The sequence below is a fragment of the Rahnella sp. RFA10(1/100) genome (assembly GCF_004195115.1).
Classification (GTDB): domain Bacteria; phylum Pseudomonadota; class Gammaproteobacteria; order Enterobacterales; family Enterobacteriaceae; genus Rahnella; species Rahnella perminowiae.
The window spans coordinates 755,532-775,293 of record NZ_SEWR01000002.1 but is presented as its reverse complement, the minus strand read 5'-3'; the positions used below and the strand labels follow the sequence as shown (position 1 = coordinate 775,293).

14 protein-coding genes and 1 pseudogene are annotated in these 19,762 nt (G+C 49.0%); 3 read left to right on the top strand and 12 right to left on the bottom strand.

All coding sequences use genetic code 11. The annotated features are described in order from the left end of the window. Nucleotides 1-485 precede the first annotated feature (485 nt). Together cas3f and cas1f are read right to left on the bottom strand one after the other, a co-directional pair. A complete protein-coding gene (gene cas3f, locus ETV65_RS10210; protein ID WP_129952740.1) occupies nt 486-3,734 on the bottom strand; it encodes a type I-F CRISPR-associated helicase Cas3f in 3,249 nt (1,082 codons plus the stop codon). Beyond that, a complete protein-coding gene (cas1f, locus tag ETV65_RS10205; protein WP_129952739.1) occupies nt 3,734-4,708 on the bottom strand; it encodes a type I-F CRISPR-associated endonuclease Cas1f in 975 nt (324 codons plus the stop codon). Before cas1f ends, cas3f begins: the two co-directional genes overlap by 1 nt. 844 nt (nt 4,709-5,552) lie before the next feature. On the opposite strand from cas1f, the gene ETV65_RS10200 reads away from it, so the two are divergent. The 3 genes and pseudogenes from ETV65_RS10200 to ETV65_RS10190 all read left to right on the top strand — a co-directional run bounded on the left by ETV65_RS10200 (nt 5,553) and on the right by ETV65_RS10190 (nt 7,694). Further along, nucleotides 5,553-5,780 carry a DinI-like family protein gene (locus tag ETV65_RS10200; protein ID WP_129952738.1) on the top strand — a complete coding sequence of 76 codons (228 nt, stop codon included), beginning with the start codon at nt 5,553-5,555 and terminating at the stop codon, nt 5,778-5,780. Between the two features lie 9 nt (nt 5,781-5,789). Then, a pseudogene (locus tag ETV65_RS10195) lies at nt 5,790-6,018 on the top strand (DinI-like family protein). A gap of 671 nt (nt 6,019-6,689) precedes the next feature. Beyond that, nucleotides 6,690-7,694 carry a serine protease gene (locus ETV65_RS10190; protein WP_129952737.1) on the top strand — a complete coding sequence of 335 codons (1,005 nt, stop codon included), beginning with the start codon at nt 6,690-6,692 and terminating at the stop codon, nt 7,692-7,694. A gap of 769 nt (nt 7,695-8,463) precedes the next feature. Here ETV65_RS10190 and ETV65_RS10185 read toward each other — a convergent pair. The 10 genes from ETV65_RS10185 to ETV65_RS10140 form a co-directional block, all read right to left on the bottom strand. Then, nucleotides 8,464-9,978, bottom strand: a complete 1,515-nt coding sequence (locus ETV65_RS10185) for a pyocin knob domain-containing S74 family peptidase (RefSeq protein ID WP_240782820.1) — start codon at nt 9,976-9,978, stop codon at nt 8,464-8,466. Nucleotides 9,979-10,035: 57 nt separating this feature from the next. Continuing rightward, on the bottom strand, nt 10,036-10,323 hold the full coding sequence (locus tag ETV65_RS10180) for a TonB family protein (protein ID WP_129952736.1): 288 nt from the start codon (nt 10,321-10,323) through the stop codon (nt 10,036-10,038). Between the two features lie 82 nt (nt 10,324-10,405). Then, nucleotides 10,406-11,053 carry a hypothetical protein gene (locus ETV65_RS10175; protein WP_129952735.1) on the bottom strand — a complete coding sequence of 216 codons (648 nt, stop codon included), beginning with the start codon at nt 11,051-11,053 and terminating at the stop codon, nt 10,406-10,408. Between the two features lie 316 nt (nt 11,054-11,369). Continuing rightward, on the bottom strand, nt 11,370-14,552 hold the full coding sequence (locus ETV65_RS10170; RefSeq protein ID WP_129952734.1) for a host specificity protein J: 3,183 nt from the start codon (nt 14,550-14,552) through the stop codon (nt 11,370-11,372). Nucleotides 14,553-14,605: 53 nt separating this feature from the next. Further along, entirely contained in the window at nt 14,606-15,244 is a 639-nt protein-coding gene (locus ETV65_RS10165) for a tail assembly protein (RefSeq protein ID WP_129952733.1), read from the bottom strand. After that, nucleotides 15,237-15,956, bottom strand: a complete 720-nt coding sequence (locus tag ETV65_RS10160; RefSeq protein WP_129952732.1) for a C40 family peptidase — start codon at nt 15,954-15,956, stop codon at nt 15,237-15,239. The genes ETV65_RS10165 and ETV65_RS10160 overlap by 8 nt, the downstream gene beginning before the upstream one ends. A gap of 2 nt (nt 15,957-15,958) precedes the next feature. Next, nucleotides 15,959-16,696, bottom strand: a complete 738-nt coding sequence (locus tag ETV65_RS10155) for a phage minor tail protein L (RefSeq protein ID WP_129952731.1) — start codon at nt 16,694-16,696, stop codon at nt 15,959-15,961. Nucleotides 16,697-16,753: 57 nt separating this feature from the next. After that, nucleotides 16,754-17,095: a phage tail protein gene (locus ETV65_RS10150; protein WP_129952730.1), complete on the bottom strand. Its 342-nt coding sequence runs from the start codon at nt 17,093-17,095 to the stop codon at nt 16,754-16,756. A gap of 35 nt (nt 17,096-17,130) precedes the next feature. Continuing rightward, nucleotides 17,131-19,464, bottom strand: coding sequence for a phage tail tape measure protein (locus ETV65_RS10145; RefSeq protein ID WP_129952729.1), 2,334 nt, complete (start codon nt 19,462-19,464; stop codon nt 17,131-17,133). Further along, nucleotides 19,445-19,759 (bottom strand): phage tail assembly protein T, encoded by a 315-nt coding sequence (locus ETV65_RS10140; protein WP_129952728.1) that lies wholly within the window; start codon nt 19,757-19,759, stop codon nt 19,445-19,447. The genes ETV65_RS10145 and ETV65_RS10140 overlap by 20 nt, the downstream gene beginning before the upstream one ends. Nucleotides 19,760-19,762 lie beyond the last annotated feature (3 nt).

Genomic DNA, 19,762 nt, shown 5'->3' with positions numbered 1-19,762 from the left:
TAGTTATTTATCTAAGTCATTTTTTTAAATACGTAGATTCAATTCTCTCCTGTCTGGACGTCTGAGTATTACCCGAAAAAAACAAAAGCATAAAACCTATCAATATATAAATGACAACCCTATACCTTTGCATATGTTATCCTATTGTTTTAATGAGTCTTTATCAGACAAGAAGACAATAATAACATCATACAATATAAAAAAATGTTCAAGATCACATTTTACCGAAGTTGTATCACCTCCTTTGCAATACAATTTAGAGTATCACCTTAATCCGCGACCACCCCATCCCTGCTGACTATCTGCCGCGTACCAGGAATTAAATTTCAATTAATAATTTTAAAGAGAACGCATTTCACCCATGGATATTTTTTATTAGACAGACTAGTATTCATCAGACTGGCGTTCAGGCAGCTTAGAATTTTGCAATACGCTTTAGGTACTCAATTTCCATCACATCAACTGCCGTACAGGCAGCAGTGCACTCAGCCGAGTGCACCAAACACCCCTAATGCTTCATGCCAGTGCCACCGTTGGTTTTCGCTGTCGGCTAAACAGATTTCTCCAAACGTTTTACTGATGCGGTCCAGCTCCCAGCCGGTGCTGTCTGCCAGATCCTGATAGAGGATTTCACAGTTCATCTCCATCCACGGACTGACGCCTTCGGCATATTCCTGTTCAATGGCCTTAAATCCGCTGCTGTCTTTCCAGCCTTCGACTCCCTCATCAGGCTGACGGAAACGTGGCTCATCGCCCTCTTCCTCCAGCCACAGATAATATTGCTGATCGCATGCCGATTGCCTGAAAGGCGTCCGCTGTTGTAATTCACCGCACCAGTCTGCATCTTCGCGCCACCAGCGCGCGGCATAGTTTTCCCCGCATGGCTTTCGGCCCAGTAATTCTGGCCATAAACGCCCGTGCTCCATATCGGTCAGGCTCATCAGGGGATCCGGCGTATCACGTTCCTGTATACGGGGAATAGCGTTGAGAATTTCGTATTCTTCCCGGCGCAGTAAATCGTGTAAATCATGGCTGGAAAACTCATGCGTACTGCTTTCAAAACCCGGTTTGCAATACGCAGGTATCACCTTTTTCAGCGCTTTAACGTTTTTATGCAGGATATGAATATTGGGACATTGCGGGGCTGAGCGCCGGTGGCGCTGAACGCGTCCGGCAAGCTGGATAAGCGATCGCATTGAACTGGGTTCAGCAATGGCCCAGTCATAATCATGATCACGGCCGATTTCCGCGACAGAGGTGGCAAGGACCACAAAGATATGCTGTTCTCCCGGATGCGCAGCGAAAGCCTGGCAGACTTCATTTACCCGCCGGATCGCCTCTTCGTCATGGCGGGTCAGCATAGCATCAAGACGATTTTCGATACGGGCCCGCATCGCCAGCGGATACTGGCTGTGATAGACGCAATAATGTAATTGTATGCCTGCCGGAGACGGCGTTGACATCAGGCGTTTTGCCACCGCGACCAGCGGATCGATATTTGCCATACGGGCAATACCGACGGTCAGATTTTTGCCACGGTGATGCGCATTGTGCAGCGCAAGTAACGACTGATGAACGCGCGCTGATACCGCATTTAAGACATCCTGCTCACGGGCACTTTCCGGCGACACCGTGATCAGGGTGGCCTGCCGCAGCGGGCTGGCCTGTTGTAATAACGGCACCCGTTTTGCTACAAATTCGCGATGTTTTTCGCCAAAAGACTTTCCGCTTATATGCTGGCTTTCCGCTACATGAAATTCGTCAAACCATGCACAGCATACATTCACCGGCAACCCGGGCTGCCCGCAGGCTTGCTGGTAATCTTTCCTTCCCGCGACATACGCACTGAATAATGCCTGCACCAGCGCCGGTGCCAGCGTCGCTGAAGAAAGTAAAACCCGCGAACCCAGCATTCCCGCCCAGTTCACCAGACGGCACAACGCAGGCAGGTCGGCCATATCAAAATCATCAGGCTCGTCAAGAACCAGGTCAGCCGTCAGCAGCCTGAGCATCGGGGCGATCTGATGACCGCCGCGCAGGCTTTCACAGGCAGGCATAAGATGGTCTATCGTCGTCACCAGAACCGGGGCACTGATGAGTTTCAGGAGAGTGTCTTTGCCTTTGAGCCACTGCCCCAACCGGCCGGTATCAAGCGACCCTTCGTAACGCACATACTGATGTTCCGCGAAAAGTTCGTCCGCAGACTGGCTGCCGTTACGGTTCACGCCACCGGTATCATGATTAAGCTGATGCAGTTTCTGCACCGCCTGCGAACCGATCAGCACCGCCAGATCTTCTTTATCAAGATGCAGTTTTTCGCCAAGCGCATCGCCGGTCTGTAAGGTCAGGGTTCGCAGGCCAAGGGCGACAGAGAAGCGACATCCGCGCGTTTCATCAGCCAGCCCGTACATAATCCGCGCATTCGCCAGCGTTTTCCCGCAACCGGTCGATGCCATATTGATGCCAAAAAAGCCGTACTGACATGCACTTTCACGCAGCCCGCAGGTTAAGTCGAATGCCTTATCCTGCCAGCGAAATCTTTCCTGCTGAGCGCGTTTTTTAAAACCTTTATGCCGGGTGATCGCCGGTAAGGTCTCCCGCAAATAGGGCAGTCCACGCGCCAGCAACCATGCATTCTGGCTGACACCAATATTATGCTCATCAAGTTGCTGTTTGGCTCTGCCGCTCTTTCTGTCGGTGTTGGCAATCGCCGGAAACGCCGGATCCTGCCAGCCCGCTGTTGCATCCAGCGAAGAGTACAAATGATCGGCGAGCATCAGTACCAGCCGGGCAAGATGGCGGGTCAGACGGCATTCAGGCGCGATATGTGGCGAGGTAAACAACGGCAGTTGCAGCGCGCGTGCGGCAAATTTTTGCGCTTTCCTGCGCCATGTTGCACTTTGCACCGGCGTGCCGTGCGGGAACTGCCAGACGGCACGTTGTTCTTTAGCTGTCCATGGCGCATCCATATTGGTGGAGTTCCAGCACGGCGCAAACTGCTTATCCTGCCAGTGCTGAATATCAGCAAGTTGCGGCGGGTTGATGTAGTTGTCGTTTCGACGCGGATAAACCGGCAGGCGATGATGAGAAACAATCAGCCAGGCGACATGACGCGCTACCGGCGGCAGACCTTCAAGCGGACTGTTATAACTGTGGCTGACATTATTGCGGGCCAGATTTTGTATCATGGCATTTTCGTGTTCAGCACTGACATGCTGCAAACGGGTCAGCCATTGCTCATCGGTCTGCTGGCCGACAAACGCCTGGAATAAACGCACCGACACCCACTCGTGCCTGAATGGCTCGAAGCCTTTCCCCTGTCCGTTGAGTTTATTCTGAAACAGCAGACTGGCTTTGCCAAAATCATGGAAAAGCCCGGCGATAGCGGCCAGAAGTCCGATGGTCTGCACACTGTGAAAAGCATTTTCGCTGTCAGACTTTATAATATCCCGTTGTGTGGTATTGGTCGGCACTGTCCCTTTGTCATTAAACTTGCGAATATTTCCGACTATCCAAAGCACTTCAGTCTGATTATTTGATTTAATCCAATGACAGGCAACGGCTGTATTTCTGCGTGCGGTTTTTTTGAGTATCTGACGTAATGTATTCAGCCCTTCCAGGGTAATTGCCGTTTGCCATGTCCGTTCTCCTTTGCGTTCAGCAAACTGATCAATGATTCTCCGCGTTTCAGTCAGTGCTTTTTTATTACATTCCGACACCAGTAATATATTCATTATCGCTGACTTATTTCTTGCGCGACGTTCTGCACGGTTTCAATCATAATATCGAGCGCATCCGCACGCTGAAAATGATTCAGGCAACGCTGACGAAATTCCTGTTCATCTTCGCCGTTCATGGCGGCAATAAAAGCCTGGGGCAGGATCAGTGCATCTTTAATGAGATCGGCGACGTCAAATACCAGACCGCCGCGCCGTGTTTTGCCATGCATAACCGCCAGACCGTGTGGCAGACCTATTACCCACACCGCCGTAGCAGCCAGTCCGTACGCCAGATAGTTGCCGTGATCGAGATAACGGTTAGCCACGTCCACACCCCCGCCACGTTTCGCACGAGTAAAATCGCCATAACACGCTGCCGTAGCGGCCAGCTTGTATAATGCTTTTGTCATGACGGCCTCCTGTGCCATCAGTTCACCGATGTTTTGACACTTTGGCAGGCTTTGTTCAAAACGTTGCAACAGAGATTCTGTCCGGGAAGTATCCAGCTGGAAAGCGGTTTCACGGGCCAGCGTTGCACTTAACCAGTGTTTACGAATTTGCTCACTGCGCACCTTCTGGAACGCCACCGCTGCCGCCAGCCGTTTCTGTTCATCGAACCAGAAGCTGACCCATTGCTGAAGATATTCCGTCGGACGATATTCACTTTGAGACGTCAGCCATGAGACATTCACCTCGACTTCATTCGCCGAGTAAAGCGGGGTTCCGCCCCCGCCACAAAACCCGATCAGCACGCCCGCACGGGCAAATTCACGCATCGCCGCCTGTGTCACTGACGTGCCGGTTCCCAGCATCACTACCGTGGTATTGGCGATAGGGATATTCCAGTACAACGACTGCCTGCCTTCTTCCGTCACATATTCAACCCGCCCGCCATTCACTAATACACGGCAATATTGCAGGTAATAAATATTTGACCGTTTAGAATGCAGAATCGTTTTTAACTCGCCAGGCATCAATGCGTTAGCCATCTGGTTATCATTCCCTGATTTAATCAAAATTCATGTATAAAAATAACGCCACCAGGGTAAATATCAATAATGGAATTACCGCTTTCAGGCATTGTTGATTTGATGTTGCAATATAACGGGAGTAGTTTCATAAAAACATAACATCTGTTTTTATCTTTTCAGCTTAATAAAACACCTAAAACAGGGTGCCATATTTAAACCTCTCACTGATGTGATATATATCCCATTCATTAAGTTGCTGAGCAATTTATTAATTGCAACGTATTGTGTCATTACCAGAACGGCAGTGAACTGGAATGTACAAGCCATCCCGGGTGACTACGCTTTCTAAGCTGCCTGTACGGCAGCAATGCGAAAACTAAACTTAAACCTTAAAAATCATATATATAAATCACATTTCCACTTCAAAACGCATGCTTTTAAACGTTAAATAAATTCCTTTTATTTCATATAGTTGAAAATGGTTTTGGGGAGGTTTTTTTGGATGTAGTGGAGCCTGCATAATGGATTTTAAATCCTGCGTAGTTTTTAGATGATCCATATAGTTATGCCAAAACTTCATAATATAAATAGGTATTTATACCTATTTATCTCAGTAGGTTACAAATCGTGAAAGACCGAAATTATGAAGTTTTCCCAACTTCTAAACCGGTAAAATAGTCGTTACGCATAGAATTCTGGCTTAGCTGAGGCTCAATACGTCTATTATGGGAAGGTGTATCGGGAAATCTCCCCTCAGTCGCTCCACGATAAATTTGCATCGCTTAAAGTGATGTCATCGGTTGATCGGTTGAAAATTTAATTATATTGCACATACAACCAGTATAATGAAATGGGGTTGTTTATGTTTGTTGAGCTGATTTACGACAAAAGAAATATTGCGGGTGTGCCGAACGCCAATGCTCTGATCCTGGCTGAACTGACCAAGCGGGTTCATGGCGCCTTCCCTGATGCTGACGTGAAGGTTAAGCCAATGGTGAACACGGACGCCAGCAAAGCACAGAAGGCGGTTCTGGCGGGAATAGTTGAAGAGATGTTTGACGATGCCGGTAACTGGCTCGGTGTGGAATAAGGGGGATTTATGCGTGTAGAAGTGACTATCGATAAAACCAAGCAATTGCCCGCCGGTGCGGTAGAAGCATTTAGAGAGGAGTTTCAGAAGAGGCTTGAACGGAGTTACCCAGATGCAACGTTCAGCGTTCGTCGAGCTGGTAGTGATGGGTGGGACCACTCATGACAAAGAAGTGATTGATGTGATGCTGCAGGACACGTGGGAAAGTGCGGATGACTGGTTTCAGCCTGACCAGTGAATTGCAATGTCATGCTTGACACCAGAAACAGCCAAAAATATATTTTTCCTGTCATGACGGCAACCGGTCAGAGGCCTCGTGGTTGAATGCGCTGGCCGGTTTGCCCACTTCTGATTTCACTCGTTAAATCCCCAGTATTTGTGTTCCAAAACTTTCAGTCTAATATGGCCTCAGAACAATTTTAAGCACTAACATATCTGCATGGGTCATTGACGGCACCTCTACAGACCTGTCGACGTCAAAACTTTACTGAGAAACTTTGATGAACCTTAAATTTATTCCCCCAGTTATCGTGCTACTCGGTGCGGTTGGATTCATGGTGTGGTTCTTTGCTAGCGGTGCTGCAATGCCTGGCGGGTAGTTACTAAGGAAGGGTAATGTCTGTTTACTCAATAATTGGCTTAGTTCTAATGATTTGGGCATTACCTACCCTAGTTTTTGCTATCTATAGAAAAGACCGAGATCAGATAATCCGGGCCAGCAGCGTTGTATGCATAGCAGTTCTCATCATAGCTATTGGATATGTTGGGCACTGACTGAAAGCCAGGGTGGCGAGGTCGCAGAGATGTGGGATGAGGTTTTTGAAGTAATTGCCGATAAATTAGATCACACAGCGCCACACCAACAAAGATTGGATGGTTTTCCTTTTCAGGGAATTATAAGGAAGAAAAATGTATCAAGATAGAGTGAGCTTGTATCAACAGCTCGAGAAAGAGAGAAACTCCAAAGTAATCACATACGTTACTGGTGATCGGCCAGGAATGGAAACCAAGATTCATTCGGAAGTTTATGATTTGTTTGTGAATCACTTGGATGAGATTGGCGTTACTACTAAGATCTCATTAATTCTTTATACTAAGGGTGGAGAGACATTAACTGCATGGAGTTTGGTAAACTTACTCAGGCAATTCTGTGATGAGCTTGAGATCATTGTTCCTTCTAAGTGTTTGAGCTCTGGAACAATAATGGCTTTAGGTGCAGATAAAATTTTAATGACGAAACAAGCCACTTTAGGTCCTATCGACCCAAGTCTAACAACACCTCTAAATCCAATAGTAAATATAAACGGCCAAGAGAACATTTCACCTGTAAGTGTCGAAGATATAAAGGCTTATTTGTCACTTGCAAAGGATGAATTAGGGATTAAAAATCCGGAAGATGCATTAAACATCCTTCTTAAATTGAGCGATAAAGTTCACCCGTTAGTTCTTGGTAGTGTATACAGAGCTCAGACTCAAATCCAAATGTTAGCAAGGCGATTGCTGAACTTTCAAATTTCAGATGCCGCAACTGTTGACAAAATAGTTAATTTTTTATGTTCAGACTCAGGCAGCCACGACTACACTATAAGTAGAAGAGAGGCTACCAATGAGTTAGGATTGAACATCGAAAAGCCATCTGCAGCACTTTATGACTTGATTAAAAGAATTTATTACGATATTAAGTCCGAACTTGAACTATCCAAGCCTTTTAATGTCAACACTACACTCGGTGCTTCACAACAGGTTCAATATTCTGTTACTCGAGGACTAGTGGAGGCTACAAATACCTGTTCATACCAGATGAAAACTCAAGGGTTGTTGCAAAAAATCGTCATCCCAGGCGCTCCATTGCAACAGTTTATGATCAACAATACAATTAGTTATGAAGGATGGAAACGTCATGATGAACCTTAACAGTAATAGTGCAGTTACTGGTAATGGAAGTAGAAACCTCAACAGCTCGTCTTCACCTAAAGTGTCAGACTCATCTTCAATTGTAACGAGTATGCGATTGATAAATAATTCGAACAAGTTTGCCGCATTCTCAAAGAGTCCATCCTCAAGCGCTTCATAATATCAACCCGGCCGCTGCGCCGGGTTTTTTGTGCCTGTAATCTGGCAAAATCATCACCTTGCGCTATTCTCATATCAGCTGACACAAGATCAGCAAGCCTGCCAAGGCCATGAGTAACTACCTACTGATAGCCCGCCGTTAACGCGGGCTCTTTTTCAGATGCACGGTGTATCATCAAACACCTGGTTACCAGCATCATTGATAAGGCGGTGCTCAATGTAATCACTCGCCGGGCTTGGAAAGCCCATACTCCCCTCCTCACATCACATAGCCCATGTTCATCATGAAATAACTCTTATCGTCGCCGTGATGATCTGTGTAATCACGAAAGCATGTTTGATAGCGCACTATCCAGTCGTTCGCCTCCTGCCTTGACCAGAAGTGATTAAGCTTCGCTAACTCTGAAACGAATCGAGCCGTTGTCACAACCTGGCCGCGCTTATGATCTCGCGTGATGCTCCTGACGAATGCCTCTCTGATGTCTGAATTCTTTGGCATAGATTCCCTTAAAAAATACTGTTCATGCATACAGTATAATCACGATAATTTTAAATTGTGAAGTTTAAAAACCGGGGAAATCTCAGGTGCCTGATCAACAACAAAAGAAACTTAAGAGGCTTGCTCTTCTCCTGGCACCACAAGATCGGTATCAGTGAAGTCTGTATCATCTGGCATTTCATCCATGGTTTTTCCGCCGAAGATTTTTTCCTCTGCAGTCAGCGGAACTGGTGGAACAATCGCAGCTTTGTATTCTGCAATTTTAGAACGCGCAGCATCGGGATCATTCAGCGCCAAATCCAATAATTCGAAGAGACTTGTGATGGCATTACCATGTGCGGCAGCGGCGAAACCGGCAGTATTTAGCGCTTTGAAGTCATCTATGGACTTGCCGTTACTGAATTCTTTCCTGCCCACGTTCACTACTGCATGACCGGCGAATCTTTCAACGTCTTGCGCAATGACACCTATTTCTCGCCCGCCATCTTGCTTATCGTACGTGACATGCCTACAGCTCAACGTAGTAACAAGGCCGTTGGTAACGTCTGTAATGTTACCTTTAAAGCGTTCATCCGACCCACCGACCCACGACCCATCACAAATGCCGTTACCGTTATCATAGAAACCGAACACGTGAAACGAGCCATTCCATGTAACAATCCTGCTTATTACGTTTGAACCGTTATTGATTAAATCGATCTGCATGTACTGCGTACTATTAAAATAAATATTTGCAAAGTTATTGATTTGCCCGCTGACCCCGGACGCAAGCTTTACAAAACCAACTCCGGTGGTGGAACTATTAATATTACCGGCCATAGTTCCGCCAGTAGTAGCCAATGCCCCGATATTACCCGGAGTTATCCCGAGCGCACTACGTGCTGCTGCTGCTGTAGTTGCACCGGTGCCACCATTTGCGAGTGGAATAGTACTTTTACCTGTGAAAATCGGCGTCCAGTCTGACCAGTTCGGCGCAGCTGAATTGAAATTACCCGTGAGTCCACGAACAAAAGCCTCCCCCTGAAAAGTGATATACATCTGCTGGCAACCATACGCTGACTTGGTTACGAACAATGTCCCGGCTTTCCCTATTGGATAGCCGTTTGCAATTAACGCGTTGGCATTTGCGGTCTGATAATAAATATTGAAGTCGGCAGCATTTCCCAGAGAGTTCGGGGTGACGATTGCATTGAGAAGGCCGCCGTCATTGTAGGCTTTTGTTAAAGTCGCAGTAATGTCATTCCAGGCAGGGCCTGTATAAGTAGAACCATCAGGAAGGGTCACGGTGATATTCCCCGTACCGCTGAACACTTGCTGCCAGTTGGCCTTATCCAGATTTAAACCCCGGATAGCCTTTGCAACATCGGCGGCAACCTGAGCAGTAATACCAACCAGCGTTGCATTCGGTACAACGGTCCAAGCGTTACCTGTCGCTGTAGGTCCGTTGTAGGGAGTGATTAACGTTAATGCTGTTGCGGATGTTGTCGCTTTAACCCCCAACGTGTAGGTCACACCGCCGACGATTACGACAATGAAGTCACCCGCTTTTAAATCAGTGGTGAAGGCGGTACCGGTACCGGTCACGTTTGCTGAATTATTGGTTAATGCGATTGTGCCTGCTGACATGCTTTTCTCCGGGCATAAAAAAACCCGCCGAAGCGGGTTTTTATGAATTTGTTGTTTTTAATCAATCCGATATGAAACGTCTAACCGAACATCTTTGCGAGGATTATCCTTTGCAAAATGCCATTTTGATACATCCTGCTTAACTGATCTTTCAAAATAATTTTTTGGTTCAGCGTTCAAAACCCTAATATTTGTTGTTCTGCCTTCTTCGCTGATGTCATAGAGCACGCTGACATTTCCAGAAACGCGAAGGTCACCAGCACGGGTCGGATATGTAACTTTATTAGGTCCTACGCTACATCCAGTGAGTATTAACGCGAACAATAATGCCATTGAAGTTTTCATTTAATTTCCTTTTTTCTTATATAAAACCAAAGAAGGAAATAATTCAAATCGTAAATGTGATCTTTTCGACAATGTTAATTTATTAAAGATTAAGGATTGTGGCATAAGGTATCCGCAGGCCGTAATTTTTCATAGTGCCTGCCCAAGTGTTTTGGTTTTGCCGGGGCCAGAATGCGTTCAGAACCCCACCCGAAAAATAGAACATGAGGCCAGAGTACCCTGAAACACCCCCATCCCCTCCAAGATTTGAAGGAGTTGCACTCGCAAGGATAAATGTCCCTGAACCGATGTTTTGAGAATACGCTGAGTTATCCAGATCGTAACCAGCTGGTATGTCGAAGAACCCAAGTATTCTCGGGATTTTTGCGGCGGTAACAGCAGACCAAACTAATACGCCTGCTGCATTAAACACATCGAGATAACCGCTTGTAGTGGGCACATCTACCCCAGTTCTAGCCATTGTCCCAGCATTCACAGTGCCATACGGTTGCCCACCATTGAACATCATCTTCGCGCCGTTATTAAACTTAAACCACAATAGGTTACCATCTGCAGGATACGGGTTGCTCACATATCCCATGTCAGTCCCGTTTCCAATCGGGGTATTGATACTGTAATACCCTGCATCAGTTATTGCAGAGTAGGCTTTGCTATCACGCAGATAAGTACCGGTGTAATCAGAACTTACAACTAAAGCGCCAGCAGTATTATACGTTTCAAATCCACTCATAAAAATCCATACAGATATACAGTAAGAGTGACGGAGACCGATAATGACGTCGTAAGGAGATAGGTATTAAACCCCCCGTTTATCGCCCTGCATGCATACAGGTTCGAAGGATATGCGGGGTTTGAAGTAGCCACGATAACGGCAAAGCTACCTGCAGCTGTCATTCCTGAAAACGATGTTGTAATGACTGGGTTTGAAGCTACGGGTGAGGTAATATTCACCGTACCTAAAAGTCGGCAATTATAGTCGCCGATATCAGCCACTATGTTACCTGCCGCGTCCCAACATTGAATCCCTTGAGCCATTAATTCACTCCTTACCAAAGGCCCATACGAACACGAAGAGTGTTATTTGCATCAAAAATCTGAATAATATTATTGGTTATGACCATCCTTCCGGTTCCAGATGAACCATTAATATAAAAGGTGCCTGATTTATTCAACTGCCACCCAGCTGAATTCGCTACATAGTTATTAGACTGGATGTAATCGCCGATCATCGCGTTGGTGATCCAGCCATTTCCGATAAACCCTTGGGAAATAAATACCTGACCGTTTTGCACCGTGAAAGGAGAGTAAATGTTATTGCCACTGCCGCTGGCAATCACAAATTTATCTGCGTTGATGGCGACACGGGTATCAACCGTTGAGCCATTGATAGTGACCGCCACAGACAGGCCAGCGTCATAATTAACACCACCATATTTAAGACCTGTTTTCAGCGTGTAAATAGCTGAGCCGCCTGAGGCATCCGCGTATGCGGTAAACTTCTCCTGAAGTGCCGCTTCTGTTTCGGCAAACTGAGCCACCACAGCCGTCTCAAGCTGAGCCACAGAACTTTCGGCATCGGCGGCCACTTTTTGCGCCTGGATGACCCCCGCCTTATTGTCTCCGTACTGAGCCCATTGCTGGTTTACCGTGTCGTAAGTTGCCAGGACATCTTGCAAAATGGCTTCCGGGCTGGTTTGCAAGGGCGCTAGAAGCGCCTTTCCGTCTTCCGAATTCATGAAGTCTTCAATAATATCGCCGAGAATATCATCGGCGTCGGCATTACTCGCACCTTCAACAAAAGCAGTCCAGTCACCGGTATTGCCGATGCGGTCAACAAGGCGTGCCCGGTACCAGCGTCTCACCCCTGCCGGCATTGGCCCGTGCTGGTAGCTCACCCCTGGATACGGAACGTAGGCGAGAAATTGCGGGTTAAGTCCGTCCGCAGTGGTGGTCACCTCAAGTTCTGTATAAGCCGTATCTCCGGAACCGGCCGGGAATCCCCAGGTGATATCGATATTCCACACGACATCTTTGGTCGCCAGCAGATTAGTTGGCGTTCCCGGTTTGCCTACCTTCCCATTCAGGGTGGTTGAATCTGCATATCCCCATGGTGATGACACATCGACCGCATTAATCGCACGGACGCGGACGTCGTAAACACCGGCGTATATACCCTGAATGGTGAAACCCTGAGCACTGGTCTTGCCGATGTTTACCCAGTCGCCGTTGTCTTTACGCCATTGCGCAGTGTAATTTATCGCACCCTCCACTTTATCCCAGGATGACTGAAGCGATGCCACCGTGAGCCCCTGAGCAATATGGTCAACTTCGGTGATCAGGATATTGGCCGGGACTTTCATCACGTTGGTTGGCGTTACGGTGATCGGCGCTGAATCTACTTTCACGCCGTCATCAATGTAACGGTACTTATTCGGGTCGTGCTGTACACCAGCCACCGTAAAGGTACCGTCATCATTAGAGGAAATTGAGGTGATGCGATAATACTGAATAGCCAGATTATCGCTGTCGATGGCCCACACTGCGCCAGCGACCGGTGCCATGCGATATGCCGTGGCCACGGTGTATGTTTTCTTATCGGCGCTGACGGCACTGATGGTTCGAGTCTGCGCGGTGCCATCCGGCAAATTCACCACAAGACGGTCGCCGATACCGTAATCTGCGACACGGTCAAGGGTGACATTTCTGCCGTTCACCGCACTGATGCGCCCGCCGTTGGCTTTCCCCGCCCTGAAAGGGTCAGCAATGCCAATGATCTCCGCTGGCATCGGAATATAACCATCGAGACCAACACCAAACGAAACTGTACCGTCTTTGGCATTGGACAGGATAACCCAACGCCCGCGGCGGTGTGCCTCACTTTGAGAGGTGCAACCAATTGCCGTAAGCTGGGTTTCATTCCAGCTATATCGCTCAACCAGATCAGGCTCATAAACGCTTTCAATGGTATCTGAATAATGGTTTATCGGATCTGACCAACTTACCTGACAGGAGGAAAACCGGTTTTTATAGGAGCCCCCGGCATAGGTGAAAAGACCGTCGACCACGTTAGCACTGTGGTAGGTAAAATCTACGTCGTCCTGCGGGACATCGGCCCGCACGAATATCTGATCATTGCCCCAGAAAGTAATGCCACGAAAGACAGCGGCCAGATCCCGCAGCACCGTATAAGCATCCTGCTGGCTCTGGATGAAAACGTTACAGGTAAAACGTGGTTCGGTACCCCCGGCCCCATTGGAAACCGGTTCGTCGCAATACTGCGCAATGCTGTAAAGTTCCCATTTATCGATCATGGTCGCGTCAACCCGGCTGCCCATGCCATAAATCTCATCAAGCACCAGGTCGTAGAAAATCCACGCGGGGTTGTTGCTGTAGGCAATTTTGAAATCACCCGCCCACGTCCCGCTGTAGGTTCTGGTTTCCGGGTTATAGGTTGTGGGTACCCGGATCAGTTTGCCCTTTGGCTTGCAGGTGGTTTTCGGCACGCTCCCGTTAAACTGGCTGGAGTCGAGCTCAATATAAAGCAGTGCGGTATTCGGATAGCGCAGTTTGCTGTCGATCACCTCAGCAAAGGAAAACACCTTGAAGGCGTTAATCAGTTTGGTGGAGGTTGAATCAGGGGTGATGCGCCGGACGCGAATAGTCCAACCGGTGGTAGCGGAAGGCAGATCGATACGGTGATCACGCTGATACTCGGAGGTTGTTTTACCGCCAAACGAGCCATTCACCACGGTTTGATACGCTGCCCCGTCGGTAGAGAGGTCAATCGCATACTGAGTGACTGTCCCCACCATGTCACCGTTGTCTTTGTACTGATACTGAATCGGCAGGCTGAGTTTAATGCGGATGGCATCGAGCGTCAGGTTAGAGAACTGGCGGGTCCACGGTGAGGCCACCTTGACTTCAATTCCCACGGTCGACTCATTATCAATCTCCGGCATGCCCTGAAGGTAGCTCTGATCCTGTGTGCCTTTGCGGTAATCCCATTTCACACCGGTGAAATTATAGGTGCCGTCGTCATTAGCCAGTTGGGTATCGTTGAGGAAGATTTGCTGAGCAACCAGATCACCCTCAATTTCACCTTCTGAAAGGGCAATGACCATTTTTAACTTTGCTTCGGATAACAGATCATCTGCCTGCTCAACCGGCGTATGGGCACTGCTCCCACCACCCTTTGCACCTCTGATAATTTCACCGTCAAGAAGTCGCATATTTCACCCATAAAAAAACCCGCCGAAGCGGGTTGTTTAATAATTTCTTGTGGTTACTGCTGGTCGCTGGAGAAAATTCCCGCGCTGATAATCGCTCCGCCTATTTCACGTTCGCCGTAAAGCAGCGGTACCGGATAGCCCATTGCAACCGTGTTAACCGGTGATCCAAATGCATAATTGGCCTTATTATCAGTGCTTGATGAAGAGCCAACATTGAAACCTGGCTGCGGCGTCAGCATTTGCACTACGCCCCCGAGCATCATGCTTAACCCAACCCCTGTTAACATGGTCGCCGCCACCATCGAGGCAGTGGCCGTACCTGCTGCAGTTGCTGTTGCGGCTGCTCCCCATGCGGCCATTGAGGCTCCCGCAGTGAAAAATGCGGCAACCAATGCCACTGCGCCTATAACAATCTGTAAAGTACCTGCGCGCTTTGCCCCTTCAATCACCGGCACCATCGTATATTCGGTGGCCGCCGCCGACATATCAAACTCTTCAAGCGAGATATTGTTTTTGCCACTGTAAAAAGCGAACTTCACGCCATTAAGGTGAGCATTGGACACGTACTTTTTGAACCCTTTAACCTGGGAGCACATAGCCCGGAGAAATTCGTTAATGTCGGCCACATGAAACTGGTGAGTTTTACCGAACTTCTTCGCAAGGGGGCCTTTTAACGTCATGGTCTTAAGCATCAACCAACTCCTTACGGCGGACGACGCGAACCGTCCTGTCCCGGTAATATTTGCCGTACGGAACCCGGGCAGAAAGGTTACCAAACATGTGGTGAATCATGATGTTGTCACCAAGGTAAATGGCCGCATGATTGGTTACAGGTGCCTGAACGCACAACATGATCATGTCACCCGCCCGCATGCCGCTGGCGTCAATCTCAACGAAACCTTCCGCTTGCCAGTTATCGTCATAGAGGTTTTCTTTCCCATCGACCCACCATTCACGGTCAACCGAATAATTTTTGACGACAATGCCGTGCTCCATCCGGTAGTAGTCCATGATGAGAGACCAGCAGTCAGCATGCCCAAGCACCCACCGCCGTCCCGCCAGTTCACGATCACCGCGAGGCGACAGCGTGCAGAAGTCGCCATCTGGCCATGACATAATTCCCCACTCGACGCCGGAGTGATCGCACTGGATACGGTCCATTTCCGATGGCACCAACTGAACCACATCAGGATGTGAGTGGATCACCATAATAATCTCACCCAGTTCAGAAGCTGCCAGGTAGTCGTCCGGAGAAAGCGTGAAGGTGTCAGCAGGTTTTTCGGCAATATTACGGCAAGGTATGAAACGTTGTCCGGTGCCGGTTTCAACGATCAGCCCGCAGGCTTCGTTTGGGTACGAGACAGACACATGAGCACGGATTTGATTCATCAGTTTTTCACGCATTATTATTTACCCTGTAGGTTGGCTGCCGGAAAACCGCCAAACGGCAAGGGATTTTCAGCACCGAAACGCAGCTTGCAATCAGAGATGCGACCGCCGCAAACATCGAGCGCAGGGTTGTTTGTGGGCGTACCGTCTTTCAGGAAATAATTTGAGCCAGCGTAATCACAGCAAGTGCCGGTACGGTACCACCCGCGCATGCACCAGGTGCAAACAGGTGTGATTTGTCTCGTAGGCAATTGAAGGCTTTGAACGTCGAACGGAGAGCACAGCTCGAAATCGACTTGAACGCGTGTCTCGGCTTTTTTGGCATTGATGTAAAAAAGCTGAACGCGTTCTTCCGTCGGGCTCGCTGAAGGGTTTCCCGCAGTCCAGTTCGCTGCATCAAGATATTTAGCCATCGTCGTGTGGATTTTGACTTTCGCCCTCACCATGTCGTCATACTGCAGGCATAGTGCTGTGACGTAATTGCCCACGTTGCCCACTGACAGCGTCGGCATGGGCTGCGAACCGGTACTGGTCAATTCCAGCCCGGTTAGCTCATAGGGATGGGGATCATATTCATTACCCTGCCAGATAATGGAGGGGAGGTTTTCAGCAGCAAATGACTTCCAGCCTGCAGAGTCGATATTATGCGCATGAAATCTAAGGATGGTATCAAAACCAAATTGAGTACCATCAATCTCAACGAGCTGGATCAGTTGCCCCGGCTCAAGCGCCTGTACATCCTGCGTAAAACTCATGGTTTCTCCATATAAAAAAAGGCCGCCCGAAGGCAGCCATTCAGGACTGTGATGATATTAAGGCGCAAAGGCACGCTCAAAAGTAAAACTCAGCGTGGCTTTGTTTCCGGCGGGAAAATTAACCGAGACAGAGTCAGATTTGACCCGCCAAAGGTATTTTTCCCCCCAGGGATTTGTCCACCAGAACGAAGCAATAAAATGACTGAGTAAAAATTGACGGATCGTGGCCGCATCGGTTTTATTTCCGGTCCAACTCAGACTCCACGTCTCAGCATTGGCGTTTATACCGTTTGCAGCCACCTGCTTATATCCATCGCCAAACTGCGCCTGCAGCGTCCTGACCGTATCGGTTCCCTGGGCGCTTTTTTGCGTACGCCAGATAAAAGTTTCAGTCGCCATCTTTTCTCCGGGAGATATAAATTCAACCTGTAGAGTTATTTCTTGTACAGCAGGCCGCCGGGAGATATTTCCTTCCTGAGCCTGTCGGACACAACCTGCTGAACAATGCCCTGCAGCTGTTTGGCGGTGTTTGCCGTATCACTGCTGCTGGTTTCCCCCGATGCGGACTGCCGGTCGATGGTTACGGGGGCATAAACGCTGATATCAGTAGCCCCAAACCGTGAAGCCATTCCTCCCTGTGTGCCCACATACCCACCTGAAGCATAACCTTTCATCAAACGATAAAGATTTCCGACACCGAGACGGCTGGTCGCTTCCTTGGTGAAAACAAACTCCCCACCATGAACAATGCCTTTGGGTTCATACTTTCCGCCGTGCCCGGTATAGCCTCCCGCGTCATATTCGCGGATGTAACCACCGTTATAAGCAAGCTGCAGATTGCTATAGTTGCCGCCGGTGATTGCCGTTCCTGCATTACCGCTGCCAGCAGAAACGCTTCCCGTTACCCATCCCATAGCTGACTGAATTGCGTAGGCCACCAGCAGACGATTGATAACATTAACAATCATTTTCAGAATGGATGAGGTGAAATCTTTGAAACTTGCCTTCCCTGTAGTGACCAGACTATTCAACTGGTCAGTAAGCCCGTTAAATCCAGACTGAGCCACCTGCTGCACGGAAGTGAAGACATCTGTTGCGGATTCCGCGTATTCCGCCCAGCCCTGTTTCGCGCCCGCGACCCAATTTGACCGCAGGGCGTCTTCTGCATCATACGTTTTTTGTTGCTCCTGCAGGACTCGCTGCTGGGCGGAGGGATTAAACGCATAGGTTTCCTGCAGACGCTGCAAGGAGGCAGCGCGCTCCGCCTGTCGCGAGGACACACCTTCCGACTGAGCGTCCAGAGCGGCGCGTTTTGCCGACTGCTGCTGGGCAAATTTATCCGCCTGGTCAGAAAGCGCATTAAGTCTTTGCTGGGCAACGACCTTATCGCCCAGAGCGGCCAGTTGCCGCTTGTACTCCAGCGTTTCATCCTTATGCGCCAGCAGGGATTTTTCCTGTGCAGATAACTGCCGGCTGCTGGCTGCCTGTTCAAGGACGGCGTACTGATTCTCGGTTTGCCACAGATCCTTGCGCTGCTGGCTGATAACATCGTTGACGCTGGTATGCTGCTGCAGCACTTTAAGCTGTGCCTGCAGACTCAGTAAGTCCCCCTGCGCGCTGTCTTCTGCCCGGTCTCCCGCAGACGTGGTGACCCGCTGTTTTTTAGGTTCCTGCCGTTTCTTTGCCTGCTCGACTTCTTTCTCACGCAGGGCAATGAGTTTTTGCGCATTCGCGATAGCGATCGCATCCCCCGAAAAGGCTATTTTCCGTGACTGTTCCCGCGCCTCTTTAAGTTTAGCTTCAGCCCCTGCAACAGCATCCGTGGCCAGATATTCCTTATTTATCCACTCCACGGATTTCTGTGTTGCCAGGTTCCCGTCTGTCGTGGCTTTTGTGAGGTCCCCCCTTAACTGCTTCGCCTGCTCAAGAACGCCAACGATGGGATCAATAGCTCCCCCCAATGCCGCGCTTTGCTTGCCTAAATTCACACCCGAATAATAATTTCTGACGGCCTCTTCCGCGTCCGTCCAGGCATCCGGAATACCGAGCACCTTAAGCCGGTGCGCTTCGATCTGGGTGTTGAGGTTGGTAAAATCAGATGAGCCTTTATATTCACTGACCTTGGCTTTGGCATCCAGATAGCTGAAGCCGACCGCAATCATTTTCTGCGTGGCTTCGTCAGCGCCATCTTTTGTGGTGATGAAGAGATCGGCAACGCTTTTAATCGACGCGCCAGAAGAATCGGCAATAGCCCGGATATTTTGCGCCAGCTTTTCCGCTGCGCCACCACTTAAACCCAAGGACTCCTGAATAATTTTGCTGGCTTCGGCAATCTCCTGCTGACTTTTATAAACCGCCAGGCCAAGGCTGCCAAAAACAGCAGCAGCGACGCCGATAGCCGCATTGAGCGGGGTGATATATGTCAGCAGTATTTTGGCAACGTTCCCGACCCCGCCAAACGAATCTTTAATCTGACCGCCCTGCTGAAGGAGGATCAGCCAGGGGCTTTGCCCACCTGCCAACTGGGTGGCAATATCGGTGAACTGAGCAGGCAACATCCGCATTGCCGCTTTATATTGCCCGATGGAAATACCCGCACGCTGTGCAGCAAGCTCCTGTTTAGAGAATGCCTGCTGAACCTGCGTCCCGGCTTTCGTCGAGTCCGCCCCTAAGCCGGTAAATTGCTTGCGGACATAACTGACCTGTTCATTAAATTTTGCGGCATCAACATCGAGGCTGACGACCAAATCACCCACTGGCTGGGCCATAGCGGACTCCTCCTGACAGACCTTCTGCGATAGCCATTAACTGTTCATCATCGGGATCCGGCTGCTCTTCCACGTCGTGAGGTTTTAGCAGACTGAAATGACCCACGTTAAGATCGTTTTCCCCGCATACCAGCGACAAAATATTGAGGTTCAGCGCGGCGAAATGTGCATCAAGCAGCGCATCTTCGAAGTAATGGGACGCATAAAATCGGTGCCATTCCTCCAGATCGCTGGAGGACATATCAGAAAGCATGGCGCGCCAGTCAGGCCGCCTGAACTCACGCGCCAGCTTCATGAC

Bases quoted from the DNA above. Each gene is read 5' to 3' on its own strand.
- cas3f (WP_129952740.1), bottom strand. From the start codon at position 3,734: ATGAATATATTACTGGTGTCGGAATGTAATAAAAAAGCACTGACTGAA.
- cas1f (WP_129952739.1), bottom strand. From the start codon at position 4,708: ATGGCTAACGCATTGATGCCTGGCGAGTTAAAAACGATTCTGCATTCT.
- ETV65_RS10200 (WP_129952738.1), top strand. From the start codon at position 5,553: ATGTTTGTTGAGCTGATTTACGACAAAAGAAATATTGCGGGTGTGCCG.
- ETV65_RS10190 (WP_129952737.1), top strand. From the start codon at position 6,690: ATGTATCAAGATAGAGTGAGCTTGTATCAACAGCTCGAGAAAGAGAGA.
- ETV65_RS10185 (WP_240782820.1), bottom strand. From the start codon at position 9,978: ATGTCAGCAGGCACAATCGCATTAACCAATAATTCAGCAAACGTGACC.
- ETV65_RS10180 (WP_129952736.1), bottom strand. From the start codon at position 10,323: ATGAAAACTTCAATGGCATTATTGTTCGCGTTAATACTCACTGGATGT.
- ETV65_RS10175 (WP_129952735.1), bottom strand. From the start codon at position 11,053: ATGAGTGGATTTGAAACGTATAATACTGCTGGCGCTTTAGTTGTAAGT.
- ETV65_RS10170 (WP_129952734.1), bottom strand. From the start codon at position 14,552: ATGCGACTTCTTGACGGTGAAATTATCAGAGGTGCAAAGGGTGGTGGG.
- ETV65_RS10165 (WP_129952733.1), bottom strand. From the start codon at position 15,244: ATGCTTAAGACCATGACGTTAAAAGGCCCCCTTGCGAAGAAGTTCGGT.
- ETV65_RS10160 (WP_129952732.1), bottom strand. From the start codon at position 15,956: ATGCGTGAAAAACTGATGAATCAAATCCGTGCTCATGTGTCTGTCTCG.
- ETV65_RS10155 (WP_129952731.1), bottom strand. From the start codon at position 16,696: ATGAGTTTTACGCAGGATGTACAGGCGCTTGAGCCGGGGCAACTGATC.
- ETV65_RS10150 (WP_129952730.1), bottom strand. From the start codon at position 17,095: ATGGCGACTGAAACTTTTATCTGGCGTACGCAAAAAAGCGCCCAGGGA.
- ETV65_RS10145 (WP_129952729.1), bottom strand. From the start codon at position 19,464: ATGGCCCAGCCAGTGGGTGATTTGGTCGTCAGCCTCGATGTTGATGCC.
- ETV65_RS10140 (WP_129952728.1), bottom strand. From the start codon at position 19,759: ATGAAGCTGGCGCGTGAGTTCAGGCGGCCTGACTGGCGCGCCATGCTT.